The following is a 17,581-nucleotide window of genomic DNA, read 5'->3' as shown; positions in this document are numbered from 1 at the left end:
CTCAGGCCATGGCAACCAGTGCCTCGACCAGCGGCGTCTCCCAGCTGTCCTGCTTAAAGCCTGCCTGATAGGCCTCGGTGCTGTCCTGGCGCTTTCGCTCCAGCAGGGCGAGCACGCGCAGGGCCTGGATTTGACCTATCCTGGGTTGCCAGTTGGCGCGCCCCTGGCGGGACAGGCGGGCCACTGGCGTTTGGCCGCTGATCAATAAAATCTGCTCCCCCTGCTGGGCCATCTTCAGGGAATCACCCGGTTGCAGTTGCGCCAGGGCCTGGTGGATGGGGTGGCGGGCGGCAAAGCGGCCGGCATAGCCCAGGTCGATCTCGTGCAGGCCGATGGGGAGGTAGTTCAGGCCCTTGAGCCGATCGGGATAGGCTGCCGCCAGCTCGGCCCAGCGCGTGAGCAGAAAGGCCCCCTGCAACTCGGTGCCGAAGGCGTTGTGGCAGTCATCCCGTTGCAGCAGACAGAGGGTCTCGCGGGCGCGGGTCATGGCTACATAGTAGAGTCGTCGGCGCTCTTCCTGCTCGGCGGGGTCGGGGCGCGGCTGCCAGCCGCCGTCGAACAGGAGCACATGGTCGAACTCCATGCCCTTGGCGGCGTGCACGCTGGCGAGAAACAGCCCCTCGCCACGCACCGGTTCTTGGCGTTGGATCGCCAGCGTCTCGCACAGCAGTTCTTCCCATTGACTGGCGGGCTGGGGATCATCGCCAAACTGCCCCTGCCAGTGGCGCAGCAATTGACGCAGCTGCCGCTGCCAGGGGTTGTGGCCCCGATCTGCCCCCTGCCGGTCGAGTGCTTCCTGCACTGCGGCGACAGAGATCAGGCCCGCGCCCTGCTGACGCAGCCACTGCAAGAGGCGATGATGCTCGCGGATGCGAAAGGGGCTGGGGCGCTGCTCGGCGCTCAGGGGCAGGCTCAGGGGAACGTCCTCAAGTTCACAGAGGATGCGCAGGGGGGCCAGGTCGGCCCAGTGGCCGCTGAGCACGGCGCACTGCGCCCAGCGGAAGGCGGGGTCGAGCTGGCGCAGCCGTTGCAGCTCATCCAGCGCGGCGCGGGCCTGGGCATAGCGGTCGGCCACTTGCAGCCGTTGCACCCGGCCCTGCGCCAGGGGGTCCAGGCGCTGCCAGCGCCCACCCGGTTTCAGCTCGGCGCGGCCGGAGTTGATACGGATCGGCCAGTCCTGCTTCATACGCTGGCGGTTGTGGCCGATGAGCCGGTTGGCGGCGGCGATGATCTGGCCGCTGGAGCGGTAGTTCTCCACCAGATAGACCGGCTCGGCGCTGTAGTCCTGCACGAAGCGTTGGATGAACGCCAGCTGGGCACCCCGAAAGCGGTAGATGTTCTGGTCGTCATCCCCCACCGCGAGCAGGTTCAGGCGTTGCTCCGGGTCGCTCAGGCTGCGCCCGGCGATGGCGGCGACCAGTTGGTACTGGCGCTCGTCGATGTCCTGATATTCGTCCACCAGGATGTGTTGATATCCCGCCAGTACCCGCTCGCGTAGGCTGTCGGGCTCCAGCCCGGTGATCTCCAGCTGTCCTTGCAGCAGGGCCAGGGCCTGATCCAGCAATTGATCGAAATCCAGCGCCTGATCCCGTCTTGCCGTCTCGGCCAGGGAACGACCGGTAAGGCGCAGGGCCAGGCCGTGGTAGGTATGTACGCTCAGGCCCCGCGCCTCGCTGCCGAGCAGCTGGCGCAGGCGCTGGCGCAATTGCTCGGCGGCCTGCTGGTTGAAGCAGAGCAGGAGAATGCTCCGCGCCGGTTGGCGCAGCACCCGCAGCAGATAGGCGCAGCGATGCACCAGCAGCCGGGTCTTACCCGAACCGGGCCCGGCCAGCACCAGCAGATTGGGCTGCAAGGGTGCGCTGACGACGCGCTGCTGCACCGGGTTGGCCAGGTCGGCGACGATGCGCTGGTAGGACTCCTCACCGGTGGCCCGCTGTAGCATCTCCTTGCGGCCGGGGAAATAGCGGCGGATGAAGGCCCCCTTGTCCAGGCTGAAATAGGCCGCCACCAGATTCAACGCCTGGCCGATCTTGTGCAGACCGCGGCGGGCGTACTCGTTCATCACATGTACCTGAAACACCCGCTCGGCGTAGTGCTGGGACAGGGGCTCGAAGTCGCTCTGAGCGTAGCGCCGCCCCTTGGCCTGGGGCAGGATGCGGATGGTCATGGCCGAGCGGAATACCGCCAGCCCCTGCTGCAGGATGATCACCCGCTGTTCGTGCAGAAACATCAGGCCGCGATCCACCGCCGCCAGCGGGTCTTTGATCTGCGCCGCCAGCAGCATGTCGCCGCTCAGGGCCTCGACCAGCTCCTCGGCGGAGAACTCCAGCAGCAGCTCGGCGCTGGCCGGGGTGTCCGGCGGGATGCGCCCTTGCAGGTGCTCCAGCAGCCGGGCGGCCACCTCGGAGCGGCGCTGGGCTGTCTCCTCCAGGGCCTGCCAGCTGCGCTGGAGCTTGATCCGATAGCTGTTCTGTCCCAGGTATCTCAGATCCAGGCTGGCGCGACTGGCGGCCAGGCCCTTGCCGTCCAGGGCCAGGCTCTTGAGCAGGGCGATGAGCTGATCCGGCAGACACTGAAAGCCCTGATCCAGCAGGCGTTGATTGAGCCGACGCAGTTGCAGCAGCTGCCATTCGCCCTGATCGGCCTGTGGGGCCTCCTCGCGCAGCAGGGCGAGCAGGCCCCGTTGCAGCGCCAATACCTCGTGCAGGCGCTGCTCTGAGCTGTCCTTGACCCGGTGGCGCAGATAGGCGCTCAGGCGCAGAGATTTCTCGATCAGCCCCACCCCGGCCATGTCGTGCAGGCTGCGCAGCACGCGCTGGGCGGCGGTCTCCTGGCTGGCCCGCTCGGCCTCGTCCTGGGGCTTGAAAGGCCCCAGCTCGGCCAGCTCGTCGGCGCTGAAGCCCTGGTCCGGGTCGGCCTGCATCAGCACCTCGACAATCGCCAGCCAGCGCTGGCGCTGACGTTGGGACAGGTCCATGGCGGCGATGCGCGCCTCGGCCTCGGCCAGGTCCTTGACCCTGGGCCGACCCTGAAACACCTGGGTGCGGTTCTGGTTACGCTGGACAAAACCGGCCCGCTCCAACCAGGCCAGGGCGGTGCGTACCTTGGTCTCGGCGGCGGGGTCGGCGCTGTCGAACGAGGCCTCCACCTGCTCCAGACCAAGCAGTTCTGCGCTGGTGAGCACCACCTCGCCCAAGGGGTTCTTTTTCGCCGAGCGCAGTCCGCGCAGGATCTGGGCGATATCGCTGCGGCTCAGCTGGGAGCCGCTGCCGAGGCGAAACTGGGTCTCTATATCCTGTTCATCGTAGAGCAGTACGCACTGGGCCGCCTGCAGATCACGCCCGGCCCGGCCCGCCTCCTGCACATAGTTTTCCAGGGAGCCGGGGATGTCGGCGTGGATCACCAGGCGCACGTCATCCTTGTCTATGCCCATGCCAAAGGCATTGGTGGCACAGATCAGACGCAGATTGCCGAGGATGAAGTCCTCCTGGATGGCGCGTTTGCGCGGTGCCTCCAGACCGGCGTGATAGGCCGCCACCGGCCAGCCCTGATGCAGCAGAAATTCGGCCAGCTGCTCCGCGCCCTTGCGGGTGGCGCAGTAGATCACTGCCGCGCCGGTTTGCAGGCGCTCCTGCAACAGGGTCTGGATGCGCCCTTGTTTCTCGGCCGAGCGGATCATCTGTACCTCGAAGCTGAGGTTGTCGCGCTGGGCCTCGCCGTTGAACAGCTGCAAGTGCAGGCCCAGATTGGCCTGAAAATAATCCAGGATCTCCGTCTTGACGTCCTCCTTGGCGGTGGCGGTAAAGCACTGCACCGGCGGCATGGGTGCTTGCTGCTGCTCGGCAATCTCGCGGATGCGGCGACCGGCATAGAGATAGTCGGGGCGGAAATCATGCCCCCATTTCGACAGGCAGTGGGCCTCATCGAATATCCAGGCCCCGATCTCCCGTTGGGCGATGGCGCGATTGAAGCTGGGGTTACGCAGCTGCTCCGGCGAGACATACAGGAGCGCCACATCGCCCAGACGCACGCCCTCCAGCACCTCGCCCCGCTCCGGCGGCGTGAGCATGCCGTAGAGCGCTGCGGCATGGGCCGCGCCGGTCTTCTGCCGCAGGTTATCCACCTGATCCTTCATCAACGCCTGCAGCGGCGAGATGACGATGCTCAGCAGCCCGCGCCGCTGATAGCGTGCCAGCGCGGGCAGCTGATAACAGAGCGATTTGCCGCCGCCGGTGGGTAGTATCGCCAGCAGGGATTGGTCCGCCATGGCCTGGGTGACGATCTGCTGTTGCAGGCTGGAGCCATCCTCGCTGGCGGGCCTGGGACGAAACTCGGTAAAGCCGAAATAACGCGCCAGCTGCGCCCGAGGGTCATGCGCCTGGCGACACCAGGCGCAATCCGGACTGGAACAGGGTACATCGCGTAACTGGCGCAAAATGGGGGCGACAGCGGTAAGCCGCTGACGTACCCAGGGCGGCAGCACCGAATTGCCACCGGCCACCCTGAGCCAGCTGAGCACATAGGCCAAAGGCAGGCGTTTTTCCGGATCGGGCAGGTGCTCCAGCAGTACCTGGGGTAACTGGCTGGCGCAGACCCGCCCGGCCAGCTGCTCCTGAAAACCGGCAAAGGCCTCGGCGGCGTTGATCCGCGCCACCTCCAGGGCCTGCCACAGGGCGATAAAGCCGGCACCCTGGGGGTGTTGCTCGAAACAGTAGCGCAGCAGGGCCATCTGCGTCGGATCCTTCTGTTGGCGCTCGCTCAGGCTCTGGCATTGATCGCGCAGCAGGCGCAGGGCCAGGCGGGCATCGGCCAGGGGGTCATTGCGGCTGTCACGCACCAGCTTGTAGTCCTTGACCAGGCGGTGATAGGGGTTCTCGGGAAAGGCCAGGGGAGAGAGATATAGGGTGTCGATCACCGGCTTGCGCAGCAGACCCAACCCAGGGGCCAGACCGCGCAGCAGGGGCAGATCGTGATGCAGCAGATTGTGACCAAGCAGCAGGCCCGCCGGGGCAGCAAAGGCATCCAGCTCGGCCAGGGCCTTGCTGCGGTTGAAATCACCGCTGCGGCTGAAGCCTTGATCGGCAAACAGGGCACCCAGGGCGTAGAGTTCGCCGGACTCATTGACCTCCAGGTCAAGGGCAAGGCAATCGGCCAGCAGGGCATCGAGGTTGGGCATGCCTTTACCCTTCGGGAAGTGTGAAGTAGAAAAGTGTGAAGTGTGAACTATAGCCCAATCAAGGCCCGCCCCACTTTACCCTTCAAGCTTCAGTCTTCAAACTTTTCTGTCCTCTGTTCTCTGTCCTCTGTCCTCAGTCTTCTGTCTTCTGTTTCTCAGCGCTGAAAGCGATCGACTATCCGGTTCAGCTCGGTTACCTGCTCCTTGAGGGCGTTGCTGGCCTGGGCGGTCTCTTCGGCGTTATCGGCCGTGGTCTGGCAGATGTTGTTGATCTCCGACAGGTCGCCCACTATGCCCTGGATCTCGGCGGATTGCTCCTCGGCGGATTGGGCGAAGCTGCCGCTCAGATTGGATATGGAGCTGATCAGGCCGGACATCTCCGCCAGCAGTTCCGCTGCATCCTCGAACCGGGTCTCCGTGGCATTGGCCTGTTCCTTGGCCTCCTCCATGCTCTGCACGGCGGCGGCGGAACCGGCCTGCAACTCACCGATCATGCCGGCGATTTCTTCGGTGGACTGCTGGGTGCGGGTGGCCAGGGTGCGCACTTCATCGGCCACCACGGCAAAGCCCCGGCCCTGCTCGCCGGCGCGGGCCGCCTCGATGGCGGCATTCAGGGCAAGCAGGTTGGTCTGCTCGGCGATGCCGCGAATCACGTCCATCACCTTGCTGATGTTGGCGCTCTTCATGTCCAGTTGGCGGATAACGTCAGCGGCCTGATCCATCTCCCGCGACAGACGGGCGATGGAGCCCATGGCCTCGGTGGCGATCAGCGCGCCCTGACCGGACTGGTCATTGGCCTGCCGGGCGGAATCGGCCGAGACCTTGGCCTGCTCGGCGATTTGCTGCAGGGCATCGCGGATCTGCTCCACGCCGCTGAGCACCTTGCCGGTAAGGGCCCGCTGATGATCGGTATTGCTGTTAGTTCTGTTGGAAAGCTCTGCCATGCGGCCGATCTGCTCGCGCAGTACGCCCACGGCTTCGTCTATGCTGCAGATCATGCCGCGCAGGTTGTCCGTCATCTGGTTGGTGCTGTCGATGATCTCGCCCATGAGGTCATGGCTCTGCATGGTGCAGCGGTGGCTGATGTCGTTGTTGCTGATCGCCCGGGAGACGTCAGAGATGCGCGTCAGACGGTTGAGCAGGATGTGTTTGCACAGCTGGAAGTTGATGATGCCAATGGTCACCCCGGCGACCACGCAGCCGAGCATGAACCAGATGAACATGCCCTCCTTCCACTGGACAAAGAACTGGGCATAGACGGGAAACACCAGCCCCATGCTGAGGCCAAATGCCAGGAATGATAGGTTGAGGTTCCTCAGAATGCTTGGTTTCACGCGCTGATTCTCTTTATTGGTGGTCGATTTGGCGGCCTGGTTTTCCGATACGGGCAGATGCCCTCATCGGTGGCTCTCTATGCATAGCGTCCAATGGCGGAGGTTCTTGAAGAGAAGTCCGCTATATTCGAAAGAAATTAAAGCAGAAAATCGGTGTAATTGATAATTGGCAAAAGGGGCGCTCAAATTCCCCCCCTTTACCAAAGGGGGGCAGGGGGGATTTCTTCAGCGCCTGCGTAACTATTAATCGTTGCATAAGTTCTTGCAGTTGATGTTATTCACTGGGCGCTTCTAATTCAGGCATCAGGAAAGAATTTAAACTGCCATTACTTTTGCAACAATTAATACCAGCGCCGGAAATCCCCCTCAATCCCCCTTTTACAAAGGGGCGAGGGGCTTGACGGCCTGAGTAGTTAGGCAAAGGGTAAGATGCTACCCAGGGCCGAGCGGCATGGGGCGGGGAGACAACAGGGCTGGGCCGCAGCCCTATCCCTCCAGGCGCAGGAAGTGTTCGCGGTAATAGACCAATTCGGAGATAGAGTCACGGATGTCGTCCATCGCCAGGTGGCTGGAGTCTTTCTCAAAGCCCTCGGCCATCTGTGGTGCCCAGCGGCGGGCCAGTTCCTTCAGGGCGCTGACGTCCAGATTGCGGTAATGGAAGAAGGCCTCCAGCTGCGGCATCAGCCGGGCCATGAAGCGGCGGTCCTGGCAGATGCTGTTGCCGCACATGGGCGAGGTCTCCGGCGGCACGAACTGGCGCACAAAGGCCAGGGTCTCCTGCTCCGCCCGGGCCATGTCGTAGTCGCTGTCGCGTACCCGCTGGGTCAGGCCCGATTTGCCGTGCTGATTGGTGTTCCACTCATCCATGGTGGCCAGGATCTGTTCTGGCTGATGGATGGCGATCACCGGCCCCTCGGCCAGGGTGTTCAGCTGTTTGTCGGTGACCAGGGTGGCGATCTCGATGATGGTGTCGGTCTGCGGCTCCAGGCCGGTCATCTCCAGGTCGATCCACACCAGGTTGTCTTTGCTCTGTGCCATGGGCCTCACTCCGTCATGAATGAGCCGATTCTAGCAGAGCCCATCCAGGCACTGTATCCTTTTGCCGCCAACCCGATTCAGGAAGCCGAAGATGATCCGAGCAAAGCACCGCTGATGGGCCGACGACTCAACCAGCAACAGCGCCTGCGCATCGGCGCGATTCAGCAGCGGCGTCTGCAGCAGGCCGCCGAGAGCGCCGAACAGCAGCTGCGGCAAGACCCCGGCCAGCAGCAGTCGGGGCGGGTGATCAGCCGTTTTGGCCGCAACCTGATCATCGAGGACGCGCAGGGCCAGCTGGTGCCCTGCCTGCTGCGCCAGAACATAGGCCAGGCCGTCTGCGGCGACCGCGTGGCCTGGCAGGCCACCGGTGACCGGCAGGGCGTGGTCAGCGCCATCGAGGCGCGCCGCTCGGTCCTCATCCGACCCAACTACAGCGGCCAGGAGCGCCCCCTGGCGGCCAATATCGACCGCATGATCATCGTCCTTGCGCCTGAGCCCGCGCCGCGCCGCTACCTGCTCGACCAATACCTGATCGCCGCCCGGCTGCTGTGCATAGAGGCGCTGATCTGCCTGAACAAGACCGACCTGCTGGATGCCGCCGGAGAGGCCTCCTTCAGCCAGGAATTTGGTGACTATCCCGCCATTGGCTACCCGCTGATCCGGGTCAGCGCCAGGCAGGAACAGGGCCTCGCCCCGCTGCTGGACGCGGTGCGGGGGCGCACCGCCATCCTGCTTGGTCAATCCGGCGTGGGCAAATCCAGCCTGGCCTCGGCCCTGCTGCCGGACCGGGAGATCCAGACCGGCCGCCTGTCGGCATTCAGCGGCAAGGGCTGTCACACCACCACCACCACCTGCCTCTACCACCTGCCCCAGGGCGGTGAGCTGATCGACTCCCCTGGGGTGCGCAGCTTTCGCCCGACAGTCAAGGACCGTAGTGACCTGGAGTGCGGCTTCCGCGAATTCGCCCCCTATCTCGGCCACTGCCGCTTCAGTAATTGCCAACACCGGGGCGAACCCCAGTGTGCCCTGCAACAGGCCGTGGAGCAGGGCCAGATCGATCCGCGCCGACTGGCGAACTTTCGCCACATGGCGGCGGGGCTGGGATAGGCGCACCACGCGGGATTTTGACCCCCTTCTGTCCCTGTGCCACACTCGTGCGGTTTTCCTTGCAGGAGCGGTGCATCCGTGAGCAGTACCATTCAAACCCTGGTCGAGGGCTTCGAACAGCTGCCGTTCAAGAGCTTTACCGAGAAGGCCTACCTGGATTATTCCATGTACGTCATCCTCGATCGCGCCCTGCCGCACATTGGTGATGGCATGAAGCCGGTGCAGCGGCGGATTGTCTATGCCATGTCCGAGCTGGGGCTGTCGGCGGCTTCCAAACACAAGAAATCGGCGCGCACCGTGGGCGATGTGTTGGGCAAGTTCCATCCCCATGGCGATTCCGCCTGCTACGAGGCCATGGTGTTGATGGCCCAGCCCTTTTCCTACCGCTACCCGCTGATCGACGGTCAGGGCAACTGGGGCTCGCAGGACGATCCCAAATCCTTCGCCGCCATGCGCTACACCGAGGCCAAGCTGACCCCCTACGCCCAGGTGCTGCTGCAGGAGCTGGGTCAGGGCACGGTGGAGTGGCAGCCCAACTTCGATGGCTCCCTCAAGGAGCCGGTGGTGCTGCCGGCGCGACTGCCCAATGTGCTGCTCAATGGCGCTACCGGCATCGCCGTCGGCATGGCCACCGACATTCCGCCGCACAACCTGCGCGAGGTGGTTGGGGCGGCGGTGCATCTGCTGGATCACCCGGATGCCGATCTGGATGCCCTGCTGGCTTTTATCCCCGGTCCCGACTATCCCTGCGATGCCGAGATCATCACCCCGGCGGATGAGTTGCGCCGTCTCTATCAGACCGGTCTGGGCTCGGTGCGCATGCGCGCCCGCTTCATCAAGGAGCAGGGCGAGATCGTCATCACCGCGCTGCCCCATCAGGTCTCCGGGGCGCGGGTGCTGGAGCAGATCGCCGCGCAGATGCAGGCGAAGAAGCTGCCCCTGGTGGAGGACCTGCGCGACGAGTCCGACCACGAAAACCCGATTCGGCTGGTGATAGTACCGCGCTCCAACCGGGTGGATCTGGAGCGGGTGATGTCGCACCTGTTCGCCACCACCGACCTGGAAAAAAGCTACCGCGCCAACCTCAATCTGATCGGCCTGGATGGCCGCCCGGCGGTGAAGAATCTGCGCGAGATCCTGGTGGAGTGGCTCAGCTTCCGCACCGAGACCGTGCGTCGGCGTCTGCAATACCGCCTGGACAAGGTGCTCGAACGCCTGCACCTGTTGGATGGCCTGCTGATTGCCTATCTCAACATCGACGAGGTGATCCGCATCATCCGCAGCGAGGACGAACCCAAGCCGGTGCTCATGGCCCGCTTCGGCCTCAGTGAGCTGCAGGCGGACTATGTGCTCGACACCAAGCTGCGCCAGCTGGCGCGGCTGGAGGAGATGAAGATCCGCGCCGAGCAGGAGGCGCTGGAAAAGGAGCGCGCCGAGCTGGAGCAGACCTTGGCCTCGCCGGCGCGGCTGAAAAAGCTGATCAAGCAAGAACTGCAGGCGGATGCGCAGAAATATGGTGATGAGCGCCGCTCAACCCTGGTGCAGCGCGCTGCCGCCGAGGCCCTGGGCGAGGAAGACATCAACCCCAGCGAACCGGTCACCGTGGTGCTCTCCAAAATGGGCTGGGTGCGCTCAGGCAAGGGCCATGATCTGGACCCCGGCAGCCTCACCTACAAGTCCGGCGATGCCTTCCTGCAGGCGGCCCGGCTGCGCAGCAATCAGCAGGTGGTGTTTCTCGACAGCAGCGGCCGCAGTTACAGCCTGCCCGCCCATGGCCTGCCCTCGGCGCGGGGCCACGGCGAGCCGCTCACCGGCAAGCTGACGCCGCCACCAGGGGCCCATTTTGTCGCCGTGCTTGGCGGCGAGGCGGAGGACTGGTACCTGATTGCCTCGGATCACGGCTACGGTTTCCTCATCCAGCTCAAAGACCTCTACGCCAAGAACAAGGCCGGCAAGGCCCTGCTCAGCCTGCCCCAGGGTGCCCAACCGCTGCCGCCGCTGCGGGTGCGCGATCCCGAGCAGGACCTGCTGGTGGCCGCCACCAGCGAGGGCCATCTGCTCATGTTCCCGGTGCAGGAGCTGCCGGCCCTGAACAAGGGCAAGGGCAACAAGATCATCGGCATCCCCGGAGCCCGCCTCAAGGCCGGCGAGGAGCGGGTCTGCGCCCTCGCCACCCTGGCCGAGGGCGAGGGCCTCAGGGTGATCTCGGGCAAGCGCCACATGGGCCTCAAACAGACCGACCTTGAGGCCTATCGCGGCGAGCGCGGCCGCCGTGGCCACAAGCTGCCCCGTGGCCTGCAACGGGTGGATGCCCTGGAGGCGGATGGTTGATCTTGTACAGAGGTAACTATTCAGAGGCGCTTCAATAAAGTGCCCGTCAGAGCCAAGCCATAACTCTCCGAACCAAAAATCACCTACATTTGCCCTTGACAGCATAGGAAGGCCCATCTATGCTGTGTTCCATCCTCTGTTTGAGAATGGGCTGTTCTCATGATCCAAATCCCGAAACCTGCTGGAACGGTTGATTCAGTTCGAGGCCGATGTCCTGCGCTTCATGGTGGAGCTGGACGTGCCCTTTACCAACAATCAGGGAGAACGGGATCTGCGCATGAGCAAAGTTCAGCAGAAGATCTCCGGCTGTTTCCGTTCAGAGCTTGGGGCAAGAATCTTTGCACGCATCCGCAGCTATCTGTCCACCTGCCAGAAAAATGGGGTATCTTCCGAACAGGCATTGCGGCTCCTCTACGAGGGGCGGTGGCCCGATTTCATGGGGATGCCCCCTGAATAGTTACGTACAGAGTTGCTCTCCACGAAGGAGCAAGGGGCTTTACTGTCTCATTCTTCTTTCTGATTACCCACAAATCTCAGCCAATCGAATAGGACGGCCCGTGGCCGCCGTGCAACCACCAGGGGCAGGCTTCATTGCTGTGGCTTGGCGGCGGCTGCGGCCCGCCCTATGCCGCATGGCAAAGTCGGCCTCTCACCCCAGGACGTGCACGGCCAGCCAAGCCAAGATAATGGCTGAGATACAGGGGTAATCAGGATCTTCTTTGCGTCCTCTGCGCCCTTTTTGGCCTGCGCCTCAGGCATAAAGCCGCAATCCCCGGCCGATCTCCTGCCACTGGGCCTCGTCCGCTGCGGCGAGCTGGTCCAGATCGCCCGGCTCGGCCTCGGCGTCATCCACCCACTGGCGCAGCAGCGGGCCGCCGTTGATCACATCGATGGCGAGCTTGTCGAACTCGTATTCGTAGGCAAAATCCCGCCACAGGGGGTAGTCCGGCCGGAGCAGGCGGAGCGCCTTGAAGGCCAGGGCCATCAGCCGCCAGGGGCGGAAGCGGGCGTGGTCGTAGGTCGGGTCATCCAGATGGATCTGCAGGCCGGCGCAGAGCTGGCCCTGGTGTTTGTGGAAGGTCGGCTCGAACCAGCAGGGACGCAGACGACAGCCCGCCAGCCAGTCCGGTGCCAGCTGCTGCATCCGCGCCAGCAGGGCCTCGGCGTCCAGATCGGGCGCGCCGAACAGCTCCAGCGGCCGGGTGGTGCCACGGCCCTCGGAGAGGTTGGTGCCCTCCAGCATCACCGTACCGGCATAGGCCCGCGCCATGGATAGGTTCGGCGCGTTGGGGCTGGGGTTGATCCAGCTGCGCAGGCCCTGGGGCCAGCCGAAGCCGGGTGCGGCCTCCGGCCGCCAGCCGTTGAGGGGGATGACGCGGTATTCCAGCTCCAGGCCGAAGTGCTGGATGAACCAGTAGCCCATCTCGCCCAGGGTTAGGCCGTGACGCATGGGCATGGGGCCGGCCCCGACAAAGCTCTCCCAGCCCGGCCGCAGGCTCAGGCCCTCGATGGGGCGGCCAGCCGGGTTGGGTCGATCCAGCAGCCACACCGCCTTGCCCGCCTCTGCGGCCGCCTGCAGCACATAGAGCAGGCTGGTGACGAAGGTGTAGATGCGGCAGCCCAGGTCCTGCAGATCCACCAGCAGCACATCGCAGTTCGCCAGCATCGCCGGGGTCGGTCGGCGCACCTCGCCGTAGAGGCTGAATACCGGGATACCCAGGCGCGGGTCGAGGTAATCGGTCGATTCCATCATGTTGTCCTGCTTCTCGCCGCGCAGGCCGTGCTGGGGGCCAAGGGCGGCGCACAGCTGTAGCTCCGGGTGCTGGGCGATGGCATCCAGGCCGTGGGTCAGATCGGCGCTGACCGAGGCGGGATGGGCCAGTAGGGCCAGCCGCCGGCCATGCAGCGGGGCGCGCAGCGCGTCATCGGCCAGCAGCAGGTCAAGACCGGTGCGGAAGGCTTGGGTATTGGGGAGTTTGTTCATGCCGACATTCTATATCAGCCGCCAGCTGATGGCTGATGGCTGGAGGCCGACAGCCGACCGCTATTTCCTTTCGATCTGGGCAAAGATCGGTATAATCGACCACCCGCCTTAAGTGCGGTACTCAATGGTGGGCTGTGTTGGTCCCCTCGCGACGCTAAGCCGTGAACCCGGTCAGGCCCGGAAGGGAGCAGCCGCAGCGGTGGATGCGGGCGCCGGGGTGTGGCTGGCATGGCCCGCCACCCAATACCTTCAATGGGTCTATTTCCGCGATGTCTTATCAGGTACTTGCGCGCAAATGGCGCCCCCGCAACTTTGCCGAGCTGGTGGGGCAGGGGCATGTGGTGCGCGCCCTGGGCAATGCCCTGGACAACGACCGCTTGCACCATGCCTATCTGTTCACCGGCACCCGTGGCGTGGGCAAGACCACCCTGGCGCGCATCCTGGCCAAATCCCTCAACTGCGAGCAGGGCGTCACCTCGACCCCCTGTGGGGAATGCTCCGCCTGCCGTTCCATCGACGAGGGCCGTTATGTCGATCTGCTGGAGGTGGACGCCGCCTCGCGCACCAAGGTGGAACAGACCCGCGAACTGCTGGAAAACGTCCCCTACGCCCCGGTGGCCGGGCGCTACAAGGTGTACCTGATCGACGAGGTACACATGTTCTCCGACGGCAGCTTCAACGCCCTGCTCAAGACCCTGGAAGAGCCGCCGCCCCACGTCAAGTTCCTGCTCGCCACCACCGACCCGCAGAAGGTGCCGGTGACCGTGCTCTCCCGTTGCCTGCAGTTCAACCTCAAGCAGCTGCCGCTGGAGCTGATCCAGGACCATCTGCGGCAGATCCTGGCCAGCGAGCAGATCCAGGCCGAGGCGGCGGCCCTGACCATCCTCTCCCGTGCCGCCGCCGGCAGCATGCGCGATGCCCTCAGCCTGCTGGATCAGGCCATTGCCTTTGGTGCCGGTCAGGTCAAGGAGGCGGACGTGCGCGCCATGCTCGGCGTGATCCCCCAAGAGCGCCTGTATCAGGTACTGGCTGCGGTGGCCGCTGGTGATGGCCCTGGGGTACTGGCCGGGGTGGCGGAGCTGGCCGATTACGCGCCGGACTTTGCCTCTGCCCTGCAGGGCCTGTTGCTGCTGCTGCATCGCGCCGCCCTGTGTCAGCAGATCACCGGGGCGATCAGCGATGCCGATGCCGATGCCGAGCAGGTACGCGCCCTGGCCCAGTGCATAAGCCCGGAGGATGCCCAGTTGTTCTATCAGATCGGCCTCACCGGTCAGCGCGATTTGCCCTATGCGCCGGACCCACGCAGCGGTTTCGAGATGGTTCTGCTGCGCATGCTCGCCTTCCGCCCCGCCGGACAGGGCGCGCAGCCAGGCTTTGTACCGGTGTCCGGGGTGAAAACGGCGGAAAAAACCCCCGAGCCCCAGCCCCGGCCGTTGCCCCCATCCCAGTCCCGGTCGCAACCCCATCCCGCCCAGGCCGTGGCCGAGCGCACCGACAGCGCCTATGCTGCCCCGGCGGCGGTGCCCGCTGCTGCCTCGGCCGCAGCGGAAGATGACTGGCACCAGGTCACCGCCGCCATCGCCCCCGCCCTGGGCGGCATGGCCATGCAGTTGGCGGAGAATTGCCTGCTCCAGGGCTGGCGCGGTGATACCCTGACCCTGTCCCTGCTGCCCAGCGGCAACAGCCTGGCAGGCGAGCGGGCGGTGGAGCGGTTGCAGCGCGCCCTGAGCGAATATTTTCGCCGTGACATCAAGTTACAGCTGAAGCCGCTGGATGCCGCGCCACAGCAGCAGCAATCACCGGCCGAGCGCAAGGCCGAGCAGCGCGCCGAGCACCAGCGGCGGGCCGAGGATGAGTTCCAGGCCAACCCCTATGTGCAGGGTCTGAGCAGGGACTTTGACGCGGCGGTGGTGAACGAATCGATCAGACCCATAGAACCCTAACCTCAGAAAGAGCATTTAGCCACGGAGCCACAGGGCACACAGAGAAAAAGGCTCATTACTCAGTCCGGTTAACCCCCCGCCCTTTTGGTGATAGGGGCCTTAGGTGAGATGAGTAGAAGTTACTTGATTGAAAACCCTCTGTGATCTCTGTGGCTCTGTGGCCTATAAATGCTGAATCTGGGATGACTTACAGAACCCTTGAAGAGGCTTACAAGATGATGAAAGGTGGACTAGGCAACCTGATGAAACAGGCCCAGCGGATGCAGCAGGAGTTGCAACAGGCCCAGGAGAAACTGGCCGATGAAGAGGTCGATGCCGAGGCCGGTGGTGGCCTGGTGCGGGTGACTATGAACGGTCGCCACGAGGTGCGCCGCATCCAGATCGACGACAGCCTGTTGCAGGACGACAAGGAGATGCTGGAAGACCTGGTGGCCGCCGCCGTCAATGCCGCAGTGCAAAAGGTGGCCTCGGTTCAGGAGGAGCGCTTGTCCGGCCTGACGGCAGGGATGGGCCTGCCGGCCGGCATGAAGCTGCCCTTCTAGGCCGGGCATCATGGCCCAAGGCCTGCTGGATCAGCTGATCGAGGCCCTGCGCTGCCTGCCGGGGGTGGGGCAGAAATCTGCCCAGCGCATGGCATACTACTTGCTTGAACGGGATAGGGCAGGTGGCCAACACCTGGCCGATGTGCTTGCCCGGTCGCTGCAACACATTGGCCGCTGCCGCCGCTGCCGTACCCTCAGTGAGATGGATATCTGTCCCCTGTGCGCCAATCCCCAGCGTGATGATGGCCAGATCTGCATCGTCGAATCACCGGCCGATGTGCGCGTGGTGGAGCAGGCGGTGGACTTTCGCGGCCGCTATTTTGTGCTCGGTGGCCAGCTCTCGCCGCTGGATGGCCTGGGGCCTGCCGAGATCGGCCTGGACCTGCTGGAGCAGCGGCTCAAGGCCGGCGGGGTAGAGGAGGTGATCCTGGCCACCAACCCGACCATCGAGGGCGAGGCCACCGCCCAGTACATCGCCAGCCTGTGCGCCGAGAACGGGGTCAGGGCCAGCCGCATCGCCCACGGCGTACCCCTGGGCGGCGAACTGGAGTTCATCGACGGCGGCACCCTGGCCCATGCCTTCAGCGGCCGACGGGGCCTGCTGGGGCCAGAAAACGGCGGTTGAGGTCGGCTTTGGGCTGGCACGAAGAGAAGGACGCGGAGACCGCAAACGACTGCAAGGATGCAGAGGGTAGATCCAAGCAGGATGCCAGAGTCGAGAAGCGCAGAGATCGCAGAGACAAAATGTGTTTTTCGCATCTATTGAGATAACTGCTCAGGAGATTAAGCCCCTCGCCCCTTGGGGAGATGAGTTGGGGAGAGGGGCACACTTACTCGATTGAGTTAATTTTACTGAGAACATTGGCTTAAGGCTGACAGCCTCTACAACCTCTGGAGTTTGCCATGACCGACTGCCTGTTTTGCAAGATCATCGCCGGTGACATCCCCGCAGCAAGGGTCTATGAAGACGATCAGGTGTTGGGGTTTCGTGATATCAATCCCCAGGCACCGACCCATGTGCTGCTGATTCCCAAGCGGCACATTGCCACCCTCAATGACGTGCAGGCGGAGGACGCCGAACTCATCGGTCGGCTGTATCTTGCCGCCAGGCAGGTGGCCGCCGACGAGGGCATAGCCGAGGCGGGTTACCGCACCCTGTTCAACTGCAACCGCGCCGGTGGCCAGGAGGTCTATCACCTGCACCTGCATCTGCTGGGCGGGCGGCAGATGACCTGGCCACCGGGGTGATTCAGAGGACAGGGGACAGAGTGCTGAGGCGATTTGCGCCAGGTTCACCTATCTGTCGCGCAGCGACGCAAAAATCTGTCTTCCGTCCTCTGTCCTCTGTCTTCAGGTCAAAGACAGGGGATATGGGGGGTTGAATTTTTCTGGCGAAAGGGCCATTTTTGAGCCACACTTCAAGACGGGTTCGGATCGGGCCATGCGTAGTACACAACTGCCTGCAATCAGATGAGAATAGACAGCAACATTGCCGCCTTCTACCAGTCGGGGCTGTTATCGCCCCAGGTGGATGTGCGCACCCAGCAGGAGCAGGCCAGGCGGCAGCCGGTTGCCACGGATGCGGTGCAGGGTACGGCCAAGTCGGCCAAGGCGGACGATGCGCTTAACGCAGGGGAGTATGAACGTGTACGCAGCAGGCTGGAGCGGGAGCAGGATGGCCGGGTGGTGCCCGAGGGGATGGATCGGCGCGCCCGCAACGCGGTCAGCGCCTACGGCAACATCGCCGGGGCCGAGGAGCGCAGCTACAACAGCCGGGTGTTGGGCATAGACACCTACGCCTGATCCTGCCCCTGCCCGATTGGCGTGCTTTTTCGAAGATAGTAACCATTAGGCCCATCACCCCTTGGAATAAACGACTGTAGGGATGCCTCAGGTGGCACAGCTGTGGAAACTACCTCAGCCCTTGGCGACCGGTTATTGCCCCTAACGGACATGGAGCGGACAGCGACACCCCGGAACATGAAACATCTCTTGGCGGCTCCGGGACTGGGGACTCGGGACTCGTGAGTCGCCACGGATGTTTCACCGTAACCAAAGGGGGTTTAATGGGTAAAGCATTGACCTCCCCCTTTGCAAAAGGGGGATTGAGGGGGATTGAGGCTGAA

At 64.1% G+C, this 17,581-nt stretch carries 11 protein-coding genes, 1 other RNA gene and 1 pseudogene; 9 read left to right on the top strand and 4 right to left on the bottom strand.

The features are described from left to right. Position 1 precedes the first annotated feature (1 nt). From D5125_01340 to orn, 3 genes are all read right to left on the bottom strand, one after another. Complete coding sequence (locus D5125_01340) at positions 2 to 5,176, bottom strand: RecQ family ATP-dependent DNA helicase (protein QFY88226.1); 5,175 nt, start codon at positions 5,174 to 5,176, stop codon at positions 2 to 4. A gap of 155 nt (positions 5,177 to 5,331) precedes the next feature. Further along, entirely contained in the window at positions 5,332 to 6,510 is a 1,179-nt protein-coding gene (locus tag D5125_01335; GenBank protein QFY88225.2) for a methyl-accepting chemotaxis protein, read from the bottom strand. Between the two features lie 486 nt (positions 6,511 to 6,996). Then, positions 6,997 to 7,548: an oligoribonuclease gene (gene orn, locus D5125_01330; GenBank protein ID QFY88224.1), complete on the bottom strand. Its 552-nt coding sequence runs from the start codon at positions 7,546 to 7,548 to the stop codon at positions 6,997 to 6,999. 111 nt (positions 7,549 to 7,659) lie between these two features. Here orn and rsgA point away from each other — a divergent pair, with 111 nt between their 5' ends. From rsgA to D5125_01315, 3 genes and pseudogenes are all read left to right on the top strand, one after another. Next, complete coding sequence (rsgA, locus tag D5125_01325) at positions 7,660 to 8,655, top strand: small ribosomal subunit biogenesis GTPase RsgA (protein QFY91025.2); 996 nt, start codon at positions 7,660 to 7,662, stop codon at positions 8,653 to 8,655. A 78-nt stretch (positions 8,656 to 8,733) separates the two neighbouring features. Next, positions 8,734 to 10,986 carry a DNA topoisomerase IV subunit A gene (gene parC, locus D5125_01320; GenBank protein ID QFY88223.1) on the top strand — a complete coding sequence of 751 codons (2,253 nt, stop codon included), beginning with the start codon at positions 8,734 to 8,736 and terminating at the stop codon, positions 10,984 to 10,986. A gap of 163 nt (positions 10,987 to 11,149) precedes the next feature. Further along, positions 11,150 to 11,443: pseudogene (locus D5125_01315) on the top strand (transposase). Between the two features lie 294 nt (positions 11,444 to 11,737). Here the strand turns inward: D5125_01315 and D5125_01310 are convergent. Continuing rightward, the gene (locus D5125_01310; GenBank protein QFY88222.1) at positions 11,738 to 12,970 is read right to left on the bottom strand and encodes a DUF1343 domain-containing protein; all 1,233 of its coding nucleotides are present in this window, start codon (positions 12,968 to 12,970) and stop codon (positions 11,738 to 11,740) included. A gap of 135 nt (positions 12,971 to 13,105) precedes the next feature. Here D5125_01310 and ffs point away from each other — a divergent pair. The 6 genes from ffs (at position 13,106) to D5125_01280 (ending at position 17,258) form a co-directional block, all read left to right on the top strand. Next, positions 13,106 to 13,202: signal recognition particle sRNA small type (gene ffs / locus D5125_01305), an RNA gene on the top strand. A gap of 37 nt (positions 13,203 to 13,239) precedes the next feature. Then, positions 13,240 to 14,913: a DNA polymerase III subunit gamma/tau gene (gene dnaX, locus D5125_01300; GenBank protein QFY88221.1), complete on the top strand. Its 1,674-nt coding sequence runs from the start codon at positions 13,240 to 13,242 to the stop codon at positions 14,911 to 14,913. Between the two features lie 215 nt (positions 14,914 to 15,128). Next, positions 15,129 to 15,455, top strand: coding sequence for a YbaB/EbfC family nucleoid-associated protein (locus D5125_01295; protein QFY88220.1), 327 nt, complete (start codon positions 15,129 to 15,131; stop codon positions 15,453 to 15,455). 10 nt (positions 15,456 to 15,465) lie between these two features. Beyond that, positions 15,466 to 16,080 carry a recombination protein RecR gene (gene recR, locus D5125_01290; protein ID QFY88219.1) on the top strand — a complete coding sequence of 205 codons (615 nt, stop codon included), beginning with the start codon at positions 15,466 to 15,468 and terminating at the stop codon, positions 16,078 to 16,080. Between the two features lie 278 nt (positions 16,081 to 16,358). Continuing rightward, positions 16,359 to 16,703: a histidine triad nucleotide-binding protein gene (locus D5125_01285; GenBank protein ID QFY88218.1), complete on the top strand. Its 345-nt coding sequence runs from the start codon at positions 16,359 to 16,361 to the stop codon at positions 16,701 to 16,703. A 222-nt stretch (positions 16,704 to 16,925) separates the two neighbouring features. Beyond that, a complete protein-coding gene (locus D5125_01280; GenBank protein ID QFY88217.1) occupies positions 16,926 to 17,258 on the top strand; it encodes a hypothetical protein in 333 nt (110 codons plus the stop codon). The last annotated feature ends 323 nt before the right edge of the window (positions 17,259 to 17,581 follow it).

Source organism: gamma proteobacterium SS-5 (assembly GCA_009497875.2).
GTDB lineage: Bacteria > Pseudomonadota > Gammaproteobacteria > Chromatiales > Chromatiaceae > Magnetovirga > Magnetovirga frankeli.
Note: the sequence above shows the minus strand (reverse complement) of the source record. Positions and strands in the feature narration are given on the sequence as shown.

Coding starts and splice junctions, on each gene's coding strand:
- D5125_01340 (QFY88226.1), bottom strand. CDS start 5,176: ATGCCCAACCTCGATGCCCTGCTGGCCGATTGCCTTGCCCTTGACCTG.
- orn (QFY88224.1), bottom strand. CDS start 7,548: ATGGCACAGAGCAAAGACAACCTGGTGTGGATCGACCTGGAGATGACC.
- D5125_01310 (QFY88222.1), bottom strand. CDS start 12,970: ATGAACAAACTCCCCAATACCCAAGCCTTCCGCACCGGTCTTGACCTG.
- dnaX (QFY88221.1), top strand. CDS start 13,240: ATGTCTTATCAGGTACTTGCGCGCAAATGGCGCCCCCGCAACTTTGCC.
- D5125_01295 (QFY88220.1), top strand. CDS start 15,129: ATGATGAAAGGTGGACTAGGCAACCTGATGAAACAGGCCCAGCGGATG.
- recR (QFY88219.1), top strand. CDS start 15,466: ATGGCCCAAGGCCTGCTGGATCAGCTGATCGAGGCCCTGCGCTGCCTG.
- D5125_01285 (QFY88218.1), top strand. CDS start 16,359: ATGACCGACTGCCTGTTTTGCAAGATCATCGCCGGTGACATCCCCGCA.
- D5125_01280 (QFY88217.1), top strand. CDS start 16,926: ATGAGAATAGACAGCAACATTGCCGCCTTCTACCAGTCGGGGCTGTTA.